The following is a 21,406-nucleotide window of genomic DNA, read 5'->3' as shown; positions in this document are numbered from 1 at the left end:
GAGGAATTTTTAAAATGTCGATGACCAATTTAATCAATAACTTGATTGCCAACGCCAGCTTACTGCTGATCGGCCTTTATATGATCTCGCGCCTCACGAAGCTCGGGTTCACGAGCAAGCTCCCGTTAAGACGGCAAATCACGATTTCACTACTCCTCGCCGGCCTGACGATCGTCATTACGTTGCATGGTGTGCTCTGGAACGCCCAAGCCGACTTTCAGTACGGGTTTGTCCCCATCATCATTGCCGGCCTTTACTTTGGCCTCCAAGGCGTCCGGATCACGTACGTCTCGAGCATACTGCTGCTCCCGTTCATCATATCGGATACGTTGCTGTTAATCGTTTTTCTCGACTATACGGTCGCGGCCACAACCGCAGTCGTCTATATGAAACTCCGGGAGCGGATCAAACCGACGCGGGACATCCGCATCGTCAACGCCATCAGCCTCGGATTTATCATTTTGTTCTCGCTCTTAAACTTTAGTACCTATGCCGATCCAAAAATGTACGTCTATACGTTGATCGCTTTCGTCACGATTGGATATTCAACCGGTTTCGTCCTTCATATCGTCTATGGAGGCATCCGCAAAATCCAACGGTCAGAGCGGCAAATCACCAAATATCGCGAAGCCGCCTACACCGACGCCTTAACAGGTCTTGGCAACCGTCGTCGCTTCGAGGAAGAGATGAAGCGCGTCGACGAGGAAGTGTTCTCGAGTCCTTATGACATCACACTGCTCTTACTCGATATCGATCATTTTAAATCAGTGAACGATACGTATGGCCATGATGCCGGTGACGCCATCTTGATCGAGCTTGGCAAACGGCTCACCGAGACGGCCCGTGCCGATGACATGGTGTGTCGCCACGGTGGCGAAGAGTTCTCGGTGCTGTTGTCGGACTGCAACTTGTCGCAAGGGTTCGTCATCGCCAATCGCTACGTGCGTCAAATTGCGGAAAGTCCGTTTTCACTTCCGGACGGCAAGCAGCTCGATGTCACCGTCTCGATCGGCGTCACGAGTACGTCCGAACCAAAGATCGTCACGTCCGAACAACTCATCAAAAAATCTGACCTCGGTCTCTACGTCGCCAAACGTAGCGGTCGCAACCGGGTCAGTAAATGGAATCAGCAACAAGTGAACTAACCCCCGATGTCAGCGCATCGGGGGTTAGTTCACAATTTGTTGAATTCGTCTAACGATTCCAAATACCAGCGATAACTCAGTTTTAACTCCTCGTCCGTCACATCTGGCGGCCACATCGCTCTCGGGATGAGTCCTGTGAACTTCGCGCCGCCTGTATGAGCATAAATATAAGACCCTACTTGTTCACACATATCGCGCGTCAAAAAACCGGTCACGAACTTCCCGTCCTTACTCTCGAGCACGATATCGAGCCGGCGACCTTCCATTTCATCAATGATCAGTTGATTGTAACGACGATGTTCCTCGTCTTTATGTTTGTATACCATCCCTCGCCGCGCATTGTCGTCCCGTTCCCATCGATGATCCTTTTTCTCCTTCGCCGTGAAAATCTTGTCGAGCATGCGCGGGTCATCAATCGTCAAACAGCAGAAGATATGCTCATACGACAGCTGATCATCATTCACGAGGTCCATAATATCCGTTTTCGGAATGACCCGTGCCTTATAACGGATCATCACCCGCCGGACGACTTCTTCTTTTTCAAAAACGAGCCACTGCTTCCGGCGCTCAAACTTCTCATGCAACATCCGGTAGTTCATGATATTCACCTCACTGATAAGCATATCAAAACAGGGCATCCGAAAAAATGATTCGGACGCCCTGTTTGTTAATTCCCGTGTTTTTTGAATAGTTGATAGTTCTTGTTGCCGCCTGACAAGTTGTAGACGTCGGTGAAACCGAGGTTACGGAGCACGTTTTGCGCTGCGTTCCCGGTGACGCCGCCGTTGCAGTAGACGACCGTCGGCTTGTCTTTATCGAGGTCTTTTGACGCCTCGCGAAGCTTGCCGAGCGGGATGTTGACCGCACAGTCGACGCACGCCTTCTCAAACTGCGCCGCTTTCCGTGTATCGATGACCTGGATGTCCTCGTTCGCGTCGATTCGCTGCTGTAGCTCAGCCGGCGTGATGAGACGGGCCGATTCGTCCATGCTGTTCGCGAGCGCCATGCCCGTATACATGACCGGGTCCTTTGTCGTCGCGAACGGCGGTGCATACGCGAGGTCGAGGTGGAACAAGTCATCAACTTTCGCTTTGAACGTCATCGCCGTGACGAACACGTCGATGCGCTTGTCGACACCTTCGAAACCGACGATTTGAACACCGAGCAGTTGGCGAGTCGCCCGGTCGGCGACCGCTTTGATCGTCATGTCTTTCCCACCCATATAGAACGGTTTGTCCGGTTTCGTATTGTGAAGCACTTCGACGTCGTACCCAAAGTCACGCGCTTCACGCTCTGAAAGACCGGTCTGCGCGACCGCGAGGCCGAACACTTTAAAGATGCCTGTGCCAAGGATGCCACGGTGTTCGAGGTCGCCACCTGTGATCAAGTCGCCGAGCGCGCGACCCATCTTGTTCGCCGTCGAGCCGAGCGGACGCCAAATCGGTTTGCCTGTGACGAGTGAGAAGCTTTCCGCGACGTCGCCGGCAGCGTAAACGCTATCCACGTTCGTCTCCATCCGCTCGTTGATGGCAATCGCACCTGTCTCTCCGAGTTGGACGCCCATCGCCATCGCGAGTTCAACGTTCGGACGTACTCCGACCGATAGGATGACGAGGTCGGTCTCGACCGTTTTCCCACTCTCGGTGACGACACGTTCGACGTGACCGTCGCCGACGAGCTCTGTCACGGTCTCACCGAGCAACAGCTCGATGCCGTTCTTCTCGAGGTGGTCCTCGACGCGGCACGCCATGTCTTTGTCGAGCGGCGGCATCACTTGCGGGATGCGCTCGATGATCGTGACGTCGATGCCACGAAGTTTGAGCTGCTCGGCCATCTCAAGACCGATGAAGCCGGCCCCGATGACCGTCGCATGTTTCGGGTTCGTCGCGTCGACGAAGTTGCGTGTCGCTTCCGCGTTCTGGATGTTGCGGATCGGGAAGACGTTATCTGACTTCACGCCCGGGATCGGCGGGACGATGCTCGAGGCGCCGGTCGCGAGGACGAGGACGTCATAGCTGTCCGTGAACGTCTCACCCGTCTCCAGGTTTTCGACCGTGACCGTCTTCACGTCTTTGTCGATCGCCGTCACGTTATGACGCGTCATGACATCGATGTTGTAACGCTTTTTGAAGAAAGCGGCGTCGCGTGGCGTCAAGTCATCGCGTGACTCGACTTCGCCTCCGACGTAATATGGGATCCCGCAACCCGAGTAGGAGATATCGTAATCGCGGTCGTAAATCGTAATTTGTGCGTCTTCGTTGTTACGACGTGCTTTCGCCGCGACCGATGTGCCGGCAGCGACTGAACCGATGATGACTAACTTCATAGAAAATCCACTCCTCAATATAGTAGTAAGCTGATATACAGGCCGAGCAACGTGATGGCAAGCGTTGGAATCGTCAAGACGATACCGATTTTAAAGTATTGCCCCCAACCGATCTTAAGTCCTTTCGTCCGGAGCACGTGAAGCCACAAGAGCGTCGCGAGCGATCCGATCGGTGTGATCTTCGGTCCGAGGTCGGAACCGATGACGTTCGCATAGATGAGCGCTTCGCGAATCTGACCCGACGTATTCGTCAAATCGATGGCGAGCGCGTCGATCATGACGGTCGGCATGTTGTTCATGACCGACGATAAGATCGCGGCCAAGAAGCCCATCCCGAACGTGGCCGTTAACACGCTACCTGAGAACCAGTCGATAAAGTTGGCGAGCACTTGTGTCAGCCCTGCGTTTTGTAGACCGTAGACGACGATGTACATCCCGAGCGAGAAGAAGACGATCGCCCACGGCGCACCTTTGACGACTTGCTCCGTCTTCACGGCAGGCGAACGGTTCGCCATGATCAGGAAGAACAGGGCGATGACACCGGCGACGAGCGAGACCGGGATGCCGATGATGTCGCTCGTGAAGTAGCCGATGACGAGCAGCGCGAGGACGACCCACGACAAGCGGAACATCTTATGGTCTTTAATGACCGTGCTCGGCTCGACAAGTTTTGACAAGTCGTACTGCTTCGGGATGTCTTTCTTAAAGTACAAGTACAAGACGAGCAGACTGCCGGCGACGGCGAACACGTTGACGAACACCATCCGCGCCGCATACTCAGCAAAACCGATGCCGAAGAAGTCGGCCGAGACGATGTTGACGAGGTTCGAGACGACGAACGGCAAACTTGCCGTATCGGCGATGAAGCCCGAGGCGATAACGTACGCCAAGACGACGGCGTCCGGTAATTTAAGCGCCCTTACCATCGCGAGCACGATTGGCGTCAAGATGAGCGCCGCCCCGTCGTTCGCGAATAATGCGGCGACAAGCGCACCGAGAAGTGTGATGTAGACGAACAGTTTGACACCGCCGCCCCCGGCGATCCGAGCCATATGTAAAGCAGCCCACTCAAAGAATCCGATCTCATCCAAAATGAGCGAGATGAGAATGATGGCGATAAACGTAAACGTCGCGTTCCAAATGATGCCCCATACGGTACCGACGTCATCAAAATTGACGACCCCGGTGATGAGGGCAATGGCCGCCATCCCCATCGCCGAGTAACCGATGCCGAGACCTTTCGGTTGCTTGATGATGAGGAAGAGCGTCACTAAAAAGATGATACTAGCAATCCATTGCACAATGAGTTCCTCCAATAATCTCTATTTTTGTTAGCACGTTTGTTGAAGACCGCGTAAGAACAGGCTTGCGCTGTCTTCTGTCATTTCGACATCGAGCGTGACGTTCTCCGCCATCGCTTCTGCGTCTTTCGCGACGGCGAACGTGAGGCCGTCATAGTCTTTCACGTCGTCCGTCGCTTCCGGAGCGGCGATGTGAAGACCGAGCGTCGGTCCGCAGCACCCTGCTTCCGTACAAATCCGGACTGATTTCACTTCTTCATCCTCGAGTGCTGTTTTCATAAAATCGATCGCTTCATTCGTGATGTTCATTTGACTTCCTCCTTCAATAGTTGAGATAACGCCGGATAGCCGACCGGCAAGTGTTGTTGCCACGAGAGTAACGTCGGACGCGGATACGCGTTCACCCGTTCGAGCCAAGTCGCCTCGCTCGCGACTTTCGCCGTGAGCAGTTTGCTTTCGACGTCGAGCGGTGTGAACGATTGGTTGACGACCCAGGCGAACGGACGGATGCCGGCCCGTTCCAAGTCGGTGACGAGCCGCTCGGCTTCATACACCGGTGTCGCTTCAGGGAGCGTCGTGATGACGACGTGCGTCTGTTTCGGGTCACGAAGCTTCGGCAACAGTTCGCGGACCGCTTCCGGGACGACACCGGTCGAACGTTCGAGCTCACGGTGATAGCTCTCGGTCGCGTCGAGCAAGAGCAGTGTATGTCCGGTCGGTGCCGTGTCGATGACGACGAACCGGTCTTTCGCTTTGGCGACTTGACCGGCGAAAGCGCGGAAAACCGCAATCTCTTCCGTACACGGCGAACGCAAGTCTTCTTCAAGCATCGCGCGCTGTTCGTCGGTCATGTCCCCCGCTTCATGGAACACGTCGGCCCGATAGTTTTCGATCTCGACTTTCGGATCGATCGCGTCGACGGTGAACGTGGCGGGCACGTCCTCACCGATTGTGAAGGCGACGTGTGCCGCCGGGTCGGTCGTCGTCAAATGGACGGCGTGACCTCGTTCGCTCAAAGCGACGGCGAGGAGTGAGGCGAGCGTCGTCTTGCCGACCCCACCTTTGCCCATCGTCATGATGACGCTTGGACCGTCCGCTTCGATTTCATCGACGAGCGTATCGATCGAACCGTAACGGCTCGCATCATACGTCATATCCGGCACGGCGACCGTCTCCCCGTTCACCCAGCGGCGTAGCGCCGGGACGCCGACCAAGTTCTCATAAGCGTATGGGAGCGTGAACGTCTCGAGCGTGTCGACGCCTTGTGGCAAGTTGGCGAGCGCGTCTTGTTGGCGCTCGATGAACCGTCTCGTATAACGGTCCGTGCCTTCCGCCGGATCGACGACACCGTTGATGACGAGCTGCATCCGCTCGATCCCGATGGCGTGGAGTTCCATCGCGGCACGACTCGCCTCGACGAGCGTCGACGTCTCAGGACGGGCGACGAGCAACAGTGTCGTTTCGTCTCCGTTCGAGAGCGTCTCGACCGCCCGTTTATATTGATGTTGCTTGTCTGATAATCCAGCGAGCGGACCGAGGCACGAGACGCCGGTCGTGTTCGTCTCTAAAAATTCGTCCCACGCGCTCGGGAGCGTGAGCAACCGGAGCGTATGCCCGGTCGGTGCCGTGTCGAAGATGACATGGTCGTACGTGTCACGGGCCGTCTCTGACGTCAACAGCTCGGTGAACTGATCGAACGCCGCGATTTCGACCGTACAGGCACCGGACAGTTGCTCTTCCATCGACTGGATGGCGACGTCCGGGAGCACGCCGCGATACGGGCCGACCATGCGTTCCATATACGCTTTTGCCGCTTCTTCCGGGTCGAAGTTCGCAATCAATAGCTCCGTCCCCGGGACTGCTCGCGGTGTCTCGTCAAGTTCCATCTCGAACACGTCCTGCAAATTACTTGCCGGGTCGGTCGAGACGAGCAAGACGCGCTTGCCACGGTCAGCGAGCGTCAAGGCGAGGCTCGAGGCGGTCGACGTCTTCCCGACGCCGCCTTTCCCGGTCAAAAACATGTAACGGGTCGGCTCAATCGTATTAAAATCAAAGCGATTCATCATGACGCGCCTCCTTATTTTTTAAGCGTGATGCGGACTTTCGGTTTCTCGCCGTCTTGTTTCGCGAACGCCGCGACCGGGAGACCGGTCAGTTCGGCGATCTCTTCATTCGTCATGTAGGCGCCGCGTTTGACGATCTCACCATCGATGACGGTGAGCGGGAGCGTGTCGAGCCCTTTCGTGATCTCGGCTTGCACGTTTGCGTTTTCAACGAAACGGTTCGGCTCCGAGGCGAGGTTATAACGCTCGACGTCGAAACCGCGTTGTTTCAACACGTAATGGATCGTCGCGATCCGCGTCAGTTCCGGGTCGATCGACGGCCCGCATAGTCCGGTCGGACAGCACATGGCCGGTTCGAATACTTCAAGTTTCATCGTTTATTCCTCCTTAAATGGCACACTCGGCGTCACAGTCACAGCTCGCATCGATCATCTCGACTTGTCCGAGCAGATCGACGACGATCGAATAGAACGGGCTCGCCTCGTTCAACCGATAATGGATCCATTGCTTGTCCCGGCGCTCGAGCAGCAGTCCCGCTTGACGCATCATCTTCAAATGCCGGCTGATCGCCGGCTGCGAGATGTCAAAGCAGTCGACGAAGCTGCAGGCACACTGTTCCCCGTCCTGCATTTGCTTTAACATCGTCAACCGCGTCGGGTCGGCGAGCACTTTGAGCACTTTACTCAGTTCTTCTGCGGTATGCATCGTCATTCTCCTTTACCCCATGTATAACAAAACCGTTATATAACCTTTACGTTATGAAATTACCACAGTTTTTTGCAAGTTGCAATTGTCTTTTCTGAAAAAGTTCGCTATGATAAAACACGTTGTGCAAATATGTATCGTTTCAACTTATTCCTTCATATAATGACGCATTTGATCTTCGTGAGACTCGGAGGTCAAAATTAAAACTACTATAAAAGAGAGGTGTGTTCTTTTTGGAAAAATTGAATACTGTCAAACAAGAATGGCTCGGTAACGTCCGGGCTGACGTCCTTGCGGGGATTGTCGTCGCGCTCGCTCTCATCCCTGAGGCGATTGCATTCTCACTCATCGCTGGACTGAACCCGATGGTCGGTCTATATGCTTCATTCATTATCGCAATGGTCATCTCGATTGCGGGTGGACGACCAGCAATGATTTCAGCTGCAACCGGAGCCATGGTGCTCCTCGTTGTCGATTTAGTTCGAGATTACGGTCTCCAATATTTATTAGCGGCCGGTATTTTAGCCGGTATTATTCAAATCGTGCTCGGGTTCTTTGGTATAGCGCGTCTTATGAAGTTCATCCCGCGTGCGGTCATGGTCGGCTTCGTTAACGCCCTCGCTATTTTGATCTTCCAAGCCCAGCTTCCACAATTTGAGGGCGAGAGCTGGATCATGTGGGTGATTGTCGCCGCATCACTCGTCATCATCTTCTTGTTCCCACGCATCACGGGCGCGATCCCGGCACCGCTCGTCGCCATCGTCGCGATGACACTCGCTGCTGTCTTTATGGGGCTCGATACGAAAAACATCGGCGACATGGGAACGATCTCAGCAACGTTGCCGGAATTCTTATTCCCTGACGTTCCATTCACGCTCGAGACGTTCATGATCATCTTGCCGTATGCCGCCTCGCTCGCTTTCGTCGGCTTGATCGAGTCGTTGCTCACGGCTCAAATCGTCGATGACATGACAGGAACGGATTCGAACAAGAATCGTGAGTCAAAAGGTCAGGGGATCGCCAACATCATCGCCGGTTTCTTCGGCGCGATGCCAGGTTGTGCGATGATCGGCCAATCGGTCATCAACGTCTCGTCAGGAGCACGTGGTCGTCTATCGACGTTCGTCGCTGGACTCGCGTTGTTCATCATGATCATGACGATGAGCGACATCTTGATGCTCATTCCGGTCGGCGCCCTCGTCGGTGTGATGTTCTTCGTCGCCTATGCGACGTTTGACTGGGGCTCGCTCAAGACGCTCCGGACGGCTCAAAAATCGGATACGGTCGTCATGCTCGTCACCGTGTTCGTCACTGTGCTCACGCACGACTTGTCAATCGGTGTGTTCGCCGGGATTTTAACAGCTGCGATTTTGTTCGCCGCGAAAATCTCGAAAGTCGAACTCGACCGCAACGTCGAAGCCGACCACGCCCACTACGTCGTGAACGGTCAATTGTTCTTCGCATCAACGTCTGAGTTCGTCAACCAATTCGATGTCGAAGAAGATATCGAAGCAGACATCAAACATGTGACGATCAACTTCTCGAACACACACCTTTGGGACGATTCGGCCATCGGCGCCATCGACAAAGTCGTCTTCAAATACCGTGTGCACGGGATCGAGCCAGAACTGTTGAACTTGAACAAAGATTCAGAGAAGCTGCTCAATACGCTCGCGCTTCACTTGAAACAACAAGATGCGGGCATCGGACATTAATTCGGGAGGGATTCACATGACAAAAATCTTCTTAGCCGTTGACGGATCGGACCATTCGATGCGCGCGACCGCGAAAGCGATCGAGCTCGCGAAAGTCTCGAACGCCAAAATCGATGTCGTTCACGTCGTCAGCTCGAAAGAGTCAAAAGAAAGTGCCCTGCAATCAACAGGCAAGATCGACCTGGAGGCGAAACGGATGCAGCGGATGCAACGTTTCTTCACAGCGATCGAAGCAGCCGGACTCGAGTACGAATATATCGAGCTCCGTGGTGAGCCGGACGTTGAGCTCGTCAAGTATGCGAACCATGAACCGTTCGAATACGTCGTCGTCGGCTCGCGCGGCTTGAACACGTTCCAAGAGTTCGTGCTCGGCAGCGTCAGCCATAAGCTCGCCAAACGCGCGCTCGCGCCGGTCGTCATCGTCCGATAATCAAAAAGGAAGTGAACCTCAGCGTTCACTTCCTTTTTTTCTGTATCTCGAATCGACACAATTACGAATGCGCTTTCATAAAAAATCGCATATACTTGTAGTAGCAAGCGTATAAGAGGAGGCGTTGAAAGAATGGGTAAAATCTTTTTAGCGGCAGATGGCTCGGATCACTCGAAACGGGCTTTAACAAAGGCAATCCAACTCGCAAAAGCGTCAGACGCATCGATTGATATCGTTCACGTCGTCAGTTCGAAAGAATCGAAAGAGGCCGCGCTCCACTCGACCGGCAAGATTGATCTCGAAGCGAAACGAAAACGCATGATGCAACCGCTGTTCGATACGATCGAAGCGGAAGGCATCGCCTATGAATACGTCGAACTCCGCGGTGAACCGGACGTCGAGCTCGTCAAATACGCCAATCGCGATCCGTTTGAATATATCGTCGTCGGCTCGCGCGGCCTCAATACGTTCCAAGAGTTCGTCCTCGGCAGTGTCAGCCACAAACTCGCCAAACGGGCGCAAGCACCGGTCATCATCGTCAAATAAGCCCTCCCCTTTCTCGACTCGAGAAAGGGATTTTTTGTGTCTTATACAGGAACAACGTCCTATGTGTGGAATCAACTAGTATATACACAGCTAACTAAGGAGGGAAATTTTATGGAAATTATGAACGACCCGGGTACGTTACTATTAATTTTACTGCCTTTATTATTACTTCAGCTGATTCTTCTCGTCGTCGCCATGATCGATTTATTCAAGCGACCTGAAACGAACGGACCAAAATGGGTGTGGCTCCTCGTCATCGTCTTTATCAACATCCTCGGTCCGATCGTCTATTTCCTCTGGGGACGGACAAAACAATGAATGCGAGCCATCTCACAAAACGATTCGGCACGTTCACCGCGCTCGATGACGTCAGCTTCTCGCTGCGCCCGGGCTGCACGTCGCTCCTCGGCGAGAACGGGGCCGGCAAGACGACGCTCCTCAACATGATCGCCCGTGTGACGACGCCGACGTCCGGACAGATCGAGGGTCACGACACGATCCGGGTCGGTTATTTACCGCAACGTCCGGCACTTTACCCTTCCCTCACACCGGTCGAGACGATTAAATATGCGGCCGACTTGACGGGCACGACCGGCGTCGACGCCTTGAACCTCTTAAAACGCGTCGGCTTAGACCCGGTCGACCGCCCGGCGGCGCACTTGTCAGGCGGGATGCGGCAACGGCTCGGCATCGCCCAAGCGCTCGTCCATGACCCGGAACTATTGTTGCTCGATGAACCGGTGTCGGCGCTCGACCCGCGCGGCCGCCGGGAAGTGCTCGATCTCTTGAGTGACTTGAAGCGCGAGCGGATGATTCTCTATTCGACGCACGTGCTCCCTGACGCCGAGGAGGCGAGCGACTGGGTGCTCCTGCTTCGGCAAGGACGCCTGCTCATGGAAGGCACCGTCACCGATTTGCTCGGGGCCAAATCATCCATCCAACTTCGCCTGTTCGATGACATGACGACGGAAGACGATTGGAGCGCGCTCGCGGGTGTCGTCCGTGTCTCGCGGACGGGGACGACATGGACGTTCGAGACGACCGATAAAACGATGTCCGAGCGGGCGATTCTGCAACGCGTCCTCGCCCAAGGACTGATGATCCAATCGTTCCACGTCGGTCATCCGTCGCTCGAATCGCTGTTTTTGGAGGTGAACGCTTAATGAGGACGGCCATTTTTAAACAAGAATGGAAAGAATCGTGGCGCAATAAACGGCTCGTTTGGGTGCCGGTCGCCCTGATGTTGCTCGCTGCGATGCAGCCGCTCACGCTCTACTTCTTACCAGACATTTTAGCGTCAGGCGGCAACTTGCCGGACGGGACCGTCATCGAGATCCCGACGCCGACACCGGCCGAAGTACTCTTATCGGTCAGCGAGCAGCTGCGACAGATCGGCCTGCTCGTCGTCTTGCTGTCGGCAATGCATACGTTCAGCCAAGAACGTACACTCGGTACGCTCGCTTGGCTCAAGTCGCTCAACATTCCGGCTTCTCGCATCGTCATGAGTAAATGGGCACACTACACGTTACTTTCCGCTGTTTCCATCTTACTCGCCCAAGGCACAGCCGCCTATTATACGGTCATCTTGTTCGACTCGTTCGATGTGACGGACTTTCTCATTTCCACGGGTCTATTGATCGTCCATTTCGTCGTGCAGCTGTCGATCTTCTTCTTATTCGCCGCGCTGCTCGAGAGCGGACTCGTCGCCCTCGTCATCACACTCGGTGTCCACTTCGTCTTATCGCCCCTGCTCAGTTGGATCGATTGGGACTGGTTGCCTTGGAACCTTGGCGGATTGTCGGGTCAAGCGTTGATCGAAGATATCAGTGTCACGTGGCCGCTCGTCACTAGCATTGTCTTGATCGGGCTGGCGTTGGTTATCGCATCCAAGCGTTTATTATTTTTGAGTAGTTCCTCTTGACCCTTGATTGGCATTTTCGCCGTCCATTGATTCATAAGCCACCGAGAAACCGGTGGCTTTTTTTAGGTATAACGAATCAAATAAAGAAATCTAATTTCCTATTTACGATAGATTTTATCGAATTATAAATACAAAATGCTACACTTTGAGCAATCGTTAAAGCGCTTACATTTCCTAAAGGAGGAACTCTTATGAAGAAATGGATTGGTGGCCTCGCTGCCCTGACGCTCGTGACCTCATCCGTCGTCTTGCTCGACGCCGATGCCAAGTCGACACCGAAGAAACCGAAAGTTGAACTCGGGGTCGACCGGTTGATGGACAACCCGGAACTGCTCGCCGGTAAACGCGTCGGGCTGATCACAAACCCGACCGGTGTCGATGCCACGATGACGAGCATCGTCGACTTGTTTCACAACGCGGACGATTTTGAACTGACGGCACTGTACGGACCGGAGCACGGCGTCCGCGGTGATGCCCAGGCCGGCTCGACGATCAGTTCGTATATCGACGACGTGACCGGTCTTCCGGTGTATAGCTTGTACGGGGCGACGAAAAAACCGACGCCTGAGATGCTCAAAGACGTCGACGTGCTCGTCTTCGATATCCAAGACGTCGGCACCCGTTACTACACGTACATCTATACGATGGCGTACGCGATGGAAGCTGCGGCCGAGAATGACATCCCGTTCGTCGTCCTCGACCGGCCGAATCCGCAAGGTGGCCCCCGTGTCGAAGGACCGGTGCTCGATCCGGCCTATTCAAGCTTCATCGGCCTGTACCCGATCCCGCTCAAACACGGCATGACCGTCGGTGAACTCGCACGTCTGTTCAACCGTGAATACCAACTTCAAGCCGACCTCGAAGTCGTCAAGATGAAAGGCTGGAAACGCTCGATGCTGTACGAAGATACAGGCCTCCCGTTCGTCATGCCGTCACCGAACATGCCGACGACCGACACGGTCAACGTCTATCCGGCGACCGGACTGTTCGAAGGAACGAACCTGTCCGAAGGGCGCGGCACGACGAAACCGTTCGAATTGATTGGCGCCCCGTACATCAACGCGCACGAGTACGCCAAGACGCTGAACGCGCTCGACCTTTCAGGTGTCACGTTCCGCGCCGCCTCGTTCACACCAACGTTCTCGAAGAATGCGGGCAAGCTATCGCACGGCGTCGAAGTGTACGTCACCGAACCGACGAAGTTCGAAGCGGTCAAGACCGGCATCGCCATGTTGAAAGTGGCGCACGACTTGTACCCGGACGACTTCGAGTTCCTCGCGAACGACTTCATTACGAAGCTGACCGGAAACGCCTACGTGAAGGACATGATCCTCGAAGGAGAGTCGCTTGAGGCGATCATGGATAAAGTCGACGCCGAGCGCGACGCGTTCTTACCGATTCGTAAAGATTATCTTCTGTATAAATGAAACGAAGGCAGGCTCTTTTGAGTCTGCCCTTATTTGTAATCCAATGGTAATACCCACTATTGCCCTATTCAATATATTATATGGTTATATTATCGGAAAAGGAGACTTCCCTCTTGAAAAAACCAACTACCATCCTCGTATCAAGCGCACTCGCCGCGGCGCTCACGTTCACCCCGTCGACGGCTTCACTCCCGCTCGAACAGGCCACCGTCCAAGCGGCGTATACAGAAACAGCAATCAACACGAAAGGTTCGGTCACGGGCATCAGCCAGCTCCCGGTCCGCAAAACGCCGTCGCTTTCAGCAGCACGACTCGGCTCGATCAAGCGTTACGGAACGATGACCGTCCGGACGTCGTTCACCGTCGGCGGATCAAAGTGGTACAAAATTCAATGGGGGGCTGGTGTCGCCTACGTCCCGGCCGCTTACGTCAAACTATCGACGGCGGAAGTCGCGTTCAAGAAAACGGCTTACGTCGCCCCGTCGAGCGTCTATTTGAAATCACGATCGCTCACGACGTCTTCGAACGTCGCTTTCCTCCGCCAAGGTGTAAAGCTCGAGACGAGCTCATACCGTTATACCGGCTCGACACGTTGGTACAAGGCGACGATTGGGACGAAGACCGGTTACATCATGGCGAAACACGTCACGTTCACCGCTCCCGCGAGCGGCGTCTTGAGCGAGACGAACAAAGAGCGCCAAGCGGCTGGCCTGACAACGCTCGCCGCCTCGAGCGAAGCGAACCGCGTCGCCCAAGTCCGGGCCGATGAGATGGCACGGACCGGTCAATTCTCGCACCAACTCCGTGAGAACGGCAGCCCGGGTGACACGCTCGACGCCTACAATGTCAGCTATCGTGGCTGGGGCGAGAATATTTATATGGGGTCGAGCGACCCTGGCCAAGCGGTCGACGCTTGGATGAACTCGAGCGGGCACCGCGCCAACATCTTGAACGGCCGCTTCACGCATCTCGGGGTCGGCACAGCGAAAAACGCACAAGGCTCGACGATTCATGTCCAAGTGTTTTTGACGAAATGAAAAATGGAGGATCGCCCCATGGCGGTCCTCCATTTTGATTAGCGGCGCTCGTCTTTCAAGCTTTCGAGATTTTGCTGGGCTTGGCCCGTCTTCTCTTTTGCCGTACCTTTGACTTGATCCTTTTGACCTTCACGTTTGAGCGACTGGTTGTCCGACGATTTGCCGACTGCTTCTTTCGCTTTTCCGGCCGCTTTATCGATGAATCCGTCGACTTTTTTGTTTAGTCCGTCTTTCATATGAATTTCCTCCTCGTGGTATCGTGTCTAAACAATGTACCACTCTGAAGAAAACTCAAACATAGTGCTCTTTGACGAGCACACGAAACCGCGGCCGGACGGTCAGCTCGATCGTCGTCACGGTCCGAGTCCGGTCCTCGGTCATGACGATTAAAAGCTCCCCATGGTCGCGCCGGTCTTCGAGCACTTCGACTTTGCTGACGGTGCGGAGCAGTTGATAGTAGAGCAGTTCGCCCGTCTCGCCTTTGACGTTCACCTCGAACTCGTGGTAGCTCGGGGAGACTTTAAAATAGAACGACTCTTTCCCGTTCGTGAAGCGGAACACCGACTCGTCATAATAAAACGGGAGCGTCGCATCCATCCGCTTCGGCTCGACCGTGCAAAATAACGCCCACGCCATCTCGTCAGGAAATTTTTCACCCGCTTCTCCTTTGTTGAACTGCCACCCTTTCATACTCAATCCCTACTTCCCTCTTTTTATAATTGTCTGAATAATCGGACTATAACAAATTGATTCGCCAACACGTTCAAAATCCCTGCAAACGGGAACAAATCTCTGTATGCTCTTTTTCTGTCCGTCCATCTGAAAGGGGTTGCGTCCACGTGTCCATCATCGCACTCGACCATGTCACGAAGCGTTTCGGGGAGACGATCGCCTTGAACGACTTCTCGCTCCACGTCGAAGCAGGCGAACTGTTCGGTCTGCTCGGTCCGAACGGTGCCGGCAAGACGACCGCCATCTCCGTCATGCTCAACCTATATCCTGCCGACAGTGGTACGATCCGTATCTTTGACCGCGTCATGCCGAAAGACGAACAGGCGATCAAGCAACGTGTCGGCATCGTCCCGCAGCACGTTTCCGTCTATGACCAGCTGACCGTGTTCGAGAACATCCAATTTTTCGCCGAACTTTATGGCTTCAAGCCGGCCGAGGCGAAACAAAAGACCGAGGCCGCCCTCGACTTCGTCGAGCTGACCGCACACCAAAAGAAACGTCCGCCGGAACTGTCCGGAGGGCTGCTGCGTCGTTTAAATATCGCCTGCGGCATCGTCCATGAACCGGAGCTCATCTTTATGGACGAACCGACCGTCGCCATCGGCCCGCAGTCGCGGAACACGATCCTCGAGAACATCCGTGAGTTGAACCGGCGCGGGGCGACGATCATCTATACGTCCCACTACATGGAGGAAGTCGAGATGCTGTGCGACCGCGTCGCCATCGTCGACGAAGGGAAGATCATCGCCGAAGGGACGCAAGACGAGTTGAAAGACCAAGTCATGACGCTCGAGACGGCCCGCATCAAAGTTGATGCCTTGACGCCAGGGCTCATCGAACGGCTCGGCGCACTCAGTCAAGTAAAGAAAGTCGAGTATCATGAGCCGTACATCGAGGTGTCGCTCGAGAAAGACACGCCGCTCGCCCCGCTCCTCGACGTGCTCCACGACGCGAAGGTTCGGTTCACGTCGATCACTGTCGACCGCCCGTCCTTGAATACCGTCTTCCTGGCCTTGACCGGCAAGACGCTAAGGGAGTGACGGTCATGAAGACGTGGACGTTCATCAAATACGATGTCAAACAACAGCTGCGCGACCGCTCGACCTTGTTTTGGATGTTGCTGTTCCCAATCATCCTCATTTTCGGGCTCGGCACGATGCTGTCTGCCATTTTCAGTAACGACTTCTCACTCCCGGTCACAGACGTCGCTTATGTCGAGCAGTCGACCGACGACTATCGCGTACCGCTCGAGACGTTCCTCGCCGACGATGACATCAAGGCGTTCGTCAACCTCGTCCCGTACGACAGCGTCGCCGCTGCCGAACGTGGCGTCAACGACGGCGATGCCGACGTCATCTTGCACCTCGACGGGTCGAACGTGCGTCTCTTGTATGAAGAACCGACGACGATCGAGTTCGATGTGCTCGAGGCGGTCATCCGGCAATATACCGACGTCGCCAATCAACAGATCATGCTCGCCGAGTCAGGCGTCGCCGTCCCGTTCGAGCCGGAGACGTTCATCGACAGCGAGAGCGTCGACTTGTCGGGCCGCACCCCGACCTCGCTCGAATACTTCACGGTCACGATTTCGATCATGACCGCCTTATTCGGCGCTTTCTATATCACGGGCATGCTCAGTGAGGAACAGCCGATGAAAGGCAGCTATCTCCGGATCCAGGCCGCTCCGGTCAAGACAATCGACTACCGGCTCGCCCGCACGTTCAGCCGTTACGTGCTCATCTTCCTGCAGCTCGTGCTCGTCTTTTGGTTCAGCCATTTCGTCTACCGAAGCTTCTCGCTCGACTACGTCCACTTCGGACTGTTGTTTCTCGCCTGGGTCGCACTCGCTCTTTACGGCACCGCGTTCGGATTTATAATCGCCAGTCTGCCTCGCGTCACGCGAAGTACGAAAGACGCGATCGTCAACGGTAGCGTCGCCATCATCATGATCCTCTCCGGGGGCTACGTCCCCGGATTCGACCAAGTGACGCTGAGCGTCGCACCGTGGGCGAAGTACGTGTTCATGCCGATCTTTATGCGCGACGGCATCCTCCAAGTGCTGCTCCGGGGCGGGGACGTCACCTTGTTTTGGCAAGGTCTCGGTTGGCTCGCCCTGCACGTCGCCGTCTTCACCGTGATCAGCCTGCTGTTGTGGAAAGGAGTGAGCCGCCGTGGTCTTGTTTAGGCATGTCGCCAAACGGATGCTCCGAAGAAAAGGGTTATGGGTGTTCACGTTCGTATCCGTCTTCGGATTCGCCCTCGTCCTGTCGTTCCTCAACTCGACGTCTGCTTTGAACGTCTCGATCGGTATTCTCGACCGTGACGGCGGCTCGTTGTCGGGCCGGGTCATCGAAGAGGCGGGCCGGTTCGGTTCGGTGACACCGCTTGAGACGGACGAGGCCGACGAGGCGCTGCTCGAAGGACAAGATATCGTCTTAACGATCCCGGACGGTTTTACGGAAGACTTGTTCGCCGGCGACATTCCGCGGCTCTCGTTCAGCGCGACCGAAGGGAGTGACGCCGCCTTGATTGAACAGGCGCTCAACTCCCATCTTTCCCGCGAGCGGCAACTGCTCGCGGCGAGTAAGTTTGACGAAGGGCGATTCCTCGAGTTGGCGGAAGCGGAGACAATGAACGGTTACACGCTCTCGAGCGAGCCGTTCCAAGAAAGTGTCGGCACGACCGCGCGGACACAGGCGTTCCTCGGGCTGTTGTCGTTCGTCATGATGTCGGCGTTCCTCCAATTCATTCCGCTTTTTGTCGCCGACGACCGGGATGAATTGATTTACTCGCGCTTGTTCGCGGCACCGGTCACGCCGCGCCGCTACGTCGGGTCGCTGTTTTTATCATTTTGCGCCGTCGGGCTCATCTACGTGCTCATGCTGCTCGTCTTTAGCGCCGTCCTCTATCGGCAAGACATCATCGCTCACCTCCCCGTGCTCACGTTGTTGTTCACCGTCTATTTGTTCGTCTGTCTCGCGATCGGTTCACTCATCGCGGTCCTCGCGACGAATCGGGACAAGGCAAACATTTGGCAGACGTCGGTCACGATGGCCGCCGCCATCACCGGGGGCGCCTTTATCAGCTTGACGTGGCTCCCGGAGTCGCTCCAGCTCGTCGGACGCTTCTTGCCGACCTATTGGTTCAATAGCGGGGTCGCCGACATGTATGACGATCGGTTCCCGACGCTGTCTGTCCTCGTCATGGTCGGTATGGCGCTCATCGTGTTCGCGGCGACCGTCTTCGCGTTGAAAAAACGACCGCTCACATGACACAAAAACGGCGAGACACTCATCAGAGCGTCTCGCCTTTTAGCGTTGTAACGTCGGAACAATCTTTTGGAAGAACACCTCGACGAGCACAGGGTCGAACTGACGACCTGCCTCTTGTTCGATGACGGCGAGCGCCTCGGCGAGCGTCTTCGCTTGGCGGTACGGTCGGCCCGTCATCATGACGTCGAACGTGTCGGCGAGCGCGATGATCCGGGAGGCGAGCGGAATATCAAACCCGCTTATGCCGTTTGGATAACCGTTCCCGTCCCAACGTTCATGGTGCGACAGCACAATCTCTGACAGCGTCCCGTACTCAGGGACAGTGCTCAAAATATTGTAACTCACCTCGGGATGACGTTTGATCTCGCGCCACTCGGCTTCGGTCAAAGCACCCGTTTTGTCGAGAATCTCATTACTGATCGCGACCTTGCCGATATCGTGCAAGATGGCGGCCGTCTTCAACTCGTTCACGTCACTGCTCGTCAAGTTCATCGCCTCGCCAAGCTGACCTGATAGCTCGGCGACACGCTGCGAGTGCGCCTCTTCGCGCGGGATTTTCTCATACAGCGTCCGCATGATCAATTGAATCGAAGAATGGCGGCGGCTCTGCTTCTCGGACACTTTATGATGGTACATCTGGTCTTCAGCCAAATTGAACACGTCCATGATCGACAGTGCGCCGTCGGTTTTGACCGCTTCTCCAAACGATGCCGAGATCGGCAACCCTTCAATCGATTTTTCAAGAAATAAACGGCTCAGTCGATTGGACAACTGCTGCGCATCAGATAACGACGTATTCGGCAAGATAATCACGAATTCGTCACCGCCGATCCGGGCGACCGTATCGACACCGCTGATTTCACGCTTCAAAATATTCGTCGCTTCGATCAAGAGACGGTCTCCGACCAAGTGGCCGAACGCGTCATTCGTCAGTTTCAGGCCGTTGATGTCGACGACGATGAGGGCGAGCGGGTAATAGCCCGGCTCGTCGAACGTGACGAGCGCCTCGTCGAAGTAGCGGCGGTTCTTCACCCCGGTCAACTGGTCGTGATAGCTCAAATACTCGATTTCCATCTCGTACGTCTTCTTCTCGGTCACGTCCCCGATGTAGCCGTGCCAGAGCACGTGCCCCTCGGCGAGCTTCTCGGGACGGGACGACCCGAGGATCCACGTCGTCCGCCCGTCCGGCATGTACACCCGGAACTCGGCGTCCCAAATCGTCAAGCTGCGATATGACTCTTGGATGCTCGCCATCACTTGCGGATAATCGTCCGGATGGATTTTTGAGAAGACGAGGTTCGCATCCAGTTTCACCTCGTCCGCCGTGACCCCGGTCAACACTTCAAAGCCACGGCTGAAGAACGGGAAGTAGAACGACCCGTCCGGCCGGAGCTCGAACTGGTAGATGGCGCCAGGGACCTGGTCGGACAACTTTGTCAGCAGACGGTCGCGCTCGGCGAGTTCCTCTTCGAGCTGGACGCGTTCGGTCACGTCCTTGGCGACGGCGTAGATGTAGTTGCCTTGGACTTTGCAATGCCATTCGATCGAGCGGTAATCTCCATCGATTGTCCGGAAGCGGTTGACGAACCGGAACAGTTCACGCGCCGTATCGAGCTCACTAAAGGCCGCTTCGGTCTTCGTCTGATCGTCAGGATGGACGAGCCCGATGAAGTCCATGTTCTCGAGTGACTCGATTGGGAAGCCGAGCACACGCTCCCACGCCTTATTCAAATGCAGTACGTCTCGCGTCGTCAATGACATGATGCACTCGAGGTCGACGGTGGCGAACCCTTCAAACATCGATTCTTTCGCCTCACCGACTTGACGGTCGACTTTCGTCATCTGTTCGAGGATATGGACGATGTACAGCTCGACGAGACCGAGACGATCGGCCCGCTTCTTCCCTTGCATGACGATCGTCAAATCACCGTAAAAGACGCCGTCTTTTTCAATCTTGAACAAGATGACTTGCCCGAGGTCGAAGATGCGTAAAATGTTTTTGACGAGCCGTTTCGGCAACACCCCGTCCATGAGTGGTTCGATCTCGTCCAAGATGATCGGACTAGGCAACTCCAACAGCTCGATGCGTTTCCGGCTCATCGGCCATTTCTTGCCGACCGGGTGGAAGCCGAGGACATCCAAGCTGCGTTCGAGCAGCTCGTCGATCCCAGAGATCGCGACCGTCGAGTACGTTTGTCCATCGTCATTCATCAAGTTGAGCGTCACCGCTTTCGCACCGGTGAAGTCCCGGATCTGGTCAAGGAAATGTTGGTTCATCAACAGTTCCCGGCCCGTGGCGACGAAGCGATGCGACACGTTGACGAGTTGTTTCAAGGCGTTGTTCTCTTGGACGTGCGGGGTGATGTCATGGAACAAGGTCGAGACGTAACCTGGTCGTTCGCTGAAGACGGACAGTTCATACCACGCTTTGTTCCGGCGCGAGAAGTGTTCGAACTTGATTGTCTCGCCGTTGTTCACCGCTCGCGCGACTTGAACGATCCATTCGCGTTCGCTGTATTCAAAGTCTTTCAACTGCTTGGTGATGCGTCCGCCGAGAAACTGTTTGCGCTTCGCCTTCATCATTTTTTCGAACGCTTCGTTCACTTCGACAAACTCATAATCGACCGGCTCCCCGGCACCGTCGAAGATGACTTTGAACTCGACGTAGCCTTGGGGCATATGGCGCAACAAAGATCTGTATTGGATGCTGTCTCGTTCTGTCACGTCATTTCCTCCTACGCTGTTTTTCTACATTTTAGTTTACCTCATTTTCGATGAATTCCCTA

Annotated in this window: 22 protein-coding genes; 12 read left to right on the top strand and 10 right to left on the bottom strand. The window is 55.1% G+C overall.

Going from position 1 to position 21,406, the window contains the following annotated elements:
- Positions 1-14: 14 nt before the first annotated feature.
- On the top strand, positions 15-1,145 hold the full coding sequence (locus tag KNP77_RS11820) for a GGDEF domain-containing protein (RefSeq protein WP_214890969.1): 1,131 nt from the start codon (positions 15-17) through the stop codon (positions 1,143-1,145).
- Between the two features lie 29 nt (positions 1,146-1,174).
- Here KNP77_RS11820 and KNP77_RS11815 read toward each other — a convergent pair whose 3' ends face one another.
- From KNP77_RS11815 to KNP77_RS11785, 7 genes are all read right to left on the bottom strand, one after another.
- Complete coding sequence (locus KNP77_RS11815) at positions 1,175-1,744, bottom strand: hypothetical protein (protein ID WP_214890968.1); 570 nt, start codon at positions 1,742-1,744, stop codon at positions 1,175-1,177.
- 68 nt (positions 1,745-1,812) lie between these two features.
- Positions 1,813-3,471, bottom strand: a complete 1,659-nt coding sequence (locus KNP77_RS11810; RefSeq protein ID WP_214890967.1) for an FAD-dependent oxidoreductase — start codon at positions 3,469-3,471, stop codon at positions 1,813-1,815.
- A 14-nt stretch (positions 3,472-3,485) separates the two neighbouring features.
- Positions 3,486-4,772 carry an arsenic transporter gene (locus tag KNP77_RS11805; protein WP_070328559.1) on the bottom strand — a complete coding sequence of 429 codons (1,287 nt, stop codon included), beginning with the start codon at positions 4,770-4,772 and terminating at the stop codon, positions 3,486-3,488.
- Between the two features lie 30 nt (positions 4,773-4,802).
- The gene (locus KNP77_RS11800) at positions 4,803-5,081 is read right to left on the bottom strand and encodes a Fe-S cluster assembly protein HesB (RefSeq protein ID WP_214890965.1); all 279 of its coding nucleotides are present in this window, start codon (positions 5,079-5,081) and stop codon (positions 4,803-4,805) included.
- Complete coding sequence (arsA, locus tag KNP77_RS11795; protein WP_251139056.1) at positions 5,078-6,835, bottom strand: arsenical pump-driving ATPase; 1,758 nt, start codon at positions 6,833-6,835, stop codon at positions 5,078-5,080. The genes KNP77_RS11800 and arsA overlap by 4 nt, the downstream gene beginning before the upstream one ends.
- Positions 6,836-6,849: 14 nt before the next feature.
- A complete protein-coding gene (gene arsD, locus KNP77_RS11790; protein ID WP_131456514.1) occupies positions 6,850-7,209 on the bottom strand; it encodes an arsenite efflux transporter metallochaperone ArsD in 360 nt (119 codons plus the stop codon).
- Positions 7,210-7,222: 13 nt separating this feature from the next.
- Positions 7,223-7,540: an ArsR/SmtB family transcription factor gene (locus KNP77_RS11785; RefSeq protein WP_070328555.1), complete on the bottom strand. Its 318-nt coding sequence runs from the start codon at positions 7,538-7,540 to the stop codon at positions 7,223-7,225.
- A 233-nt stretch (positions 7,541-7,773) separates the two neighbouring features.
- Here KNP77_RS11785 and KNP77_RS11780 point away from each other — a divergent pair, with 233 nt between their 5' ends.
- From KNP77_RS11780 to KNP77_RS11745, 8 genes are all read left to right on the top strand, one after another.
- Positions 7,774-9,255 (top strand): SulP family inorganic anion transporter, encoded by a 1,482-nt coding sequence (locus KNP77_RS11780; protein ID WP_214890961.1) that lies wholly within the window; start codon positions 7,774-7,776, stop codon positions 9,253-9,255.
- A 16-nt stretch (positions 9,256-9,271) separates the two neighbouring features.
- Entirely contained in the window at positions 9,272-9,685 is a 414-nt protein-coding gene (locus KNP77_RS11775) for a universal stress protein (protein ID WP_070328553.1), read from the top strand.
- Between the two features lie 132 nt (positions 9,686-9,817).
- Positions 9,818-10,231 (top strand): universal stress protein, encoded by a 414-nt coding sequence (locus KNP77_RS11770; RefSeq protein ID WP_070328552.1) that lies wholly within the window; start codon positions 9,818-9,820, stop codon positions 10,229-10,231.
- 111 nt (positions 10,232-10,342) lie between these two features.
- Positions 10,343-10,549 (top strand): PLD nuclease N-terminal domain-containing protein, encoded by a 207-nt coding sequence (locus KNP77_RS11765; protein ID WP_083274089.1) that lies wholly within the window; start codon positions 10,343-10,345, stop codon positions 10,547-10,549.
- The gene (locus tag KNP77_RS11760; protein WP_214890959.1) at positions 10,546-11,394 is read left to right on the top strand and encodes an ABC transporter ATP-binding protein; all 849 of its coding nucleotides are present in this window, start codon (positions 10,546-10,548) and stop codon (positions 11,392-11,394) included. The genes KNP77_RS11765 and KNP77_RS11760 overlap by 4 nt, the downstream gene beginning before the upstream one ends.
- Entirely contained in the window at positions 11,394-12,152 is a 759-nt protein-coding gene (locus KNP77_RS11755; protein WP_214890956.1) for an ABC transporter permease, read from the top strand. Before KNP77_RS11760 ends, KNP77_RS11755 begins: the two co-directional genes overlap by 1 nt.
- A 191-nt stretch (positions 12,153-12,343) precedes the next feature.
- Positions 12,344-13,579 (top strand): exo-beta-N-acetylmuramidase NamZ family protein, encoded by a 1,236-nt coding sequence (locus tag KNP77_RS11750; RefSeq protein WP_214890955.1) that lies wholly within the window; start codon positions 12,344-12,346, stop codon positions 13,577-13,579.
- Positions 13,580-13,692: 113 nt separating this feature from the next.
- On the top strand, positions 13,693-14,616 hold the full coding sequence (locus KNP77_RS11745; RefSeq protein ID WP_214890953.1) for a CAP domain-containing protein: 924 nt from the start codon (positions 13,693-13,695) through the stop codon (positions 14,614-14,616).
- A gap of 38 nt (positions 14,617-14,654) precedes the next feature.
- Here KNP77_RS11745 and KNP77_RS11740 read toward each other — a convergent pair whose 3' ends face one another.
- Positions 14,655-14,852 carry a CsbD family protein gene (locus tag KNP77_RS11740; RefSeq protein ID WP_071398105.1) on the bottom strand — a complete coding sequence of 66 codons (198 nt, stop codon included), beginning with the start codon at positions 14,850-14,852 and terminating at the stop codon, positions 14,655-14,657.
- A gap of 55 nt (positions 14,853-14,907) precedes the next feature.
- Positions 14,908-15,306, bottom strand: a complete 399-nt coding sequence (locus tag KNP77_RS11735) for a hypothetical protein (protein ID WP_070328546.1) — start codon at positions 15,304-15,306, stop codon at positions 14,908-14,910.
- A gap of 149 nt (positions 15,307-15,455) precedes the next feature.
- Between KNP77_RS11735 and KNP77_RS11730 the strand changes: the two genes are divergently transcribed.
- The 3 genes from KNP77_RS11730 to KNP77_RS11720 are packed head-to-tail and all read left to right on the top strand — an operon-like array spanning position 15,456 to position 18,620.
- Complete coding sequence (locus tag KNP77_RS11730; RefSeq protein WP_353048825.1) at positions 15,456-16,388, top strand: ABC transporter ATP-binding protein; 933 nt, start codon at positions 15,456-15,458, stop codon at positions 16,386-16,388.
- 5 nt (positions 16,389-16,393) lie between these two features.
- Positions 16,394-17,533 (top strand): ABC transporter permease, encoded by a 1,140-nt coding sequence (locus KNP77_RS11725; protein ID WP_236633337.1) that lies wholly within the window; start codon positions 16,394-16,396, stop codon positions 17,531-17,533.
- On the top strand, positions 17,520-18,620 hold the full coding sequence (locus KNP77_RS11720; RefSeq protein WP_214890949.1) for an ABC transporter permease: 1,101 nt from the start codon (positions 17,520-17,522) through the stop codon (positions 18,618-18,620). Before KNP77_RS11725 ends, KNP77_RS11720 begins: the two co-directional genes overlap by 14 nt.
- Before the next feature lie 39 nt (positions 18,621-18,659).
- On the opposite strand, the gene KNP77_RS11715 is transcribed toward KNP77_RS11720, so the two are convergent.
- A complete protein-coding gene (locus KNP77_RS11715; protein ID WP_353048824.1) occupies positions 18,660-21,344 on the bottom strand; it encodes an HD domain-containing phosphohydrolase in 2,685 nt (894 codons plus the stop codon).
- Positions 21,345-21,406 lie beyond the last annotated feature (62 nt).

The organism is Exiguobacterium sp. s142 (assembly GCF_018618455.1).
Lineage (GTDB): Bacteria > Bacillota > Bacilli > Exiguobacteriales > Exiguobacteriaceae > Exiguobacterium > Exiguobacterium aurantiacum_A.
This window is presented reverse-complemented; position numbering and strand designations above follow the sequence as displayed.

Bases quoted from the DNA above. Each gene is read 5' to 3' on its own strand.
- KNP77_RS11820 (WP_214890969.1), top strand. From the start codon at position 15: ATGTCGATGACCAATTTAATCAATAACTTGATTGCCAACGCCAGCTTA.
- KNP77_RS11815 (WP_214890968.1), bottom strand. From the start codon at position 1,744: ATGAACTACCGGATGTTGCATGAGAAGTTTGAGCGCCGGAAGCAGTGG.
- KNP77_RS11810 (WP_214890967.1), bottom strand. From the start codon at position 3,471: ATGAAGTTAGTCATCATCGGTTCAGTCGCTGCCGGCACATCGGTCGCG.
- KNP77_RS11800 (WP_214890965.1), bottom strand. From the start codon at position 5,081: ATGAACATCACGAATGAAGCGATCGATTTTATGAAAACAGCACTCGAG.
- arsA (WP_251139056.1), bottom strand. From the start codon at position 6,835: ATGAATCGCTTTGATTTTAATACGATTGAGCCGACCCGTTACATGTTT.
- arsD (WP_131456514.1), bottom strand. From the start codon at position 7,209: ATGAAACTTGAAGTATTCGAACCGGCCATGTGCTGTCCGACCGGACTA.
- KNP77_RS11785 (WP_070328555.1), bottom strand. From the start codon at position 7,540: ATGCATACCGCAGAAGAACTGAGTAAAGTGCTCAAAGTGCTCGCCGAC.
- KNP77_RS11775 (WP_070328553.1), top strand. From the start codon at position 9,272: ATGACAAAAATCTTCTTAGCCGTTGACGGATCGGACCATTCGATGCGC.
- KNP77_RS11770 (WP_070328552.1), top strand. From the start codon at position 9,818: ATGGGTAAAATCTTTTTAGCGGCAGATGGCTCGGATCACTCGAAACGG.
- KNP77_RS11765 (WP_083274089.1), top strand. From the start codon at position 10,343: ATGGAAATTATGAACGACCCGGGTACGTTACTATTAATTTTACTGCCT.
- KNP77_RS11760 (WP_214890959.1), top strand. From the start codon at position 10,546: ATGAATGCGAGCCATCTCACAAAACGATTCGGCACGTTCACCGCGCTC.
- KNP77_RS11755 (WP_214890956.1), top strand. From the start codon at position 11,394: ATGAGGACGGCCATTTTTAAACAAGAATGGAAAGAATCGTGGCGCAAT.
- KNP77_RS11750 (WP_214890955.1), top strand. From the start codon at position 12,344: ATGAAGAAATGGATTGGTGGCCTCGCTGCCCTGACGCTCGTGACCTCA.
- KNP77_RS11740 (WP_071398105.1), bottom strand. From the start codon at position 14,852: ATGAAAGACGGACTAAACAAAAAAGTCGACGGATTCATCGATAAAGCG.
- KNP77_RS11735 (WP_070328546.1), bottom strand. From the start codon at position 15,306: ATGAAAGGGTGGCAGTTCAACAAAGGAGAAGCGGGTGAAAAATTTCCT.
- KNP77_RS11725 (WP_236633337.1), top strand. From the start codon at position 16,394: ATGAAGACGTGGACGTTCATCAAATACGATGTCAAACAACAGCTGCGC.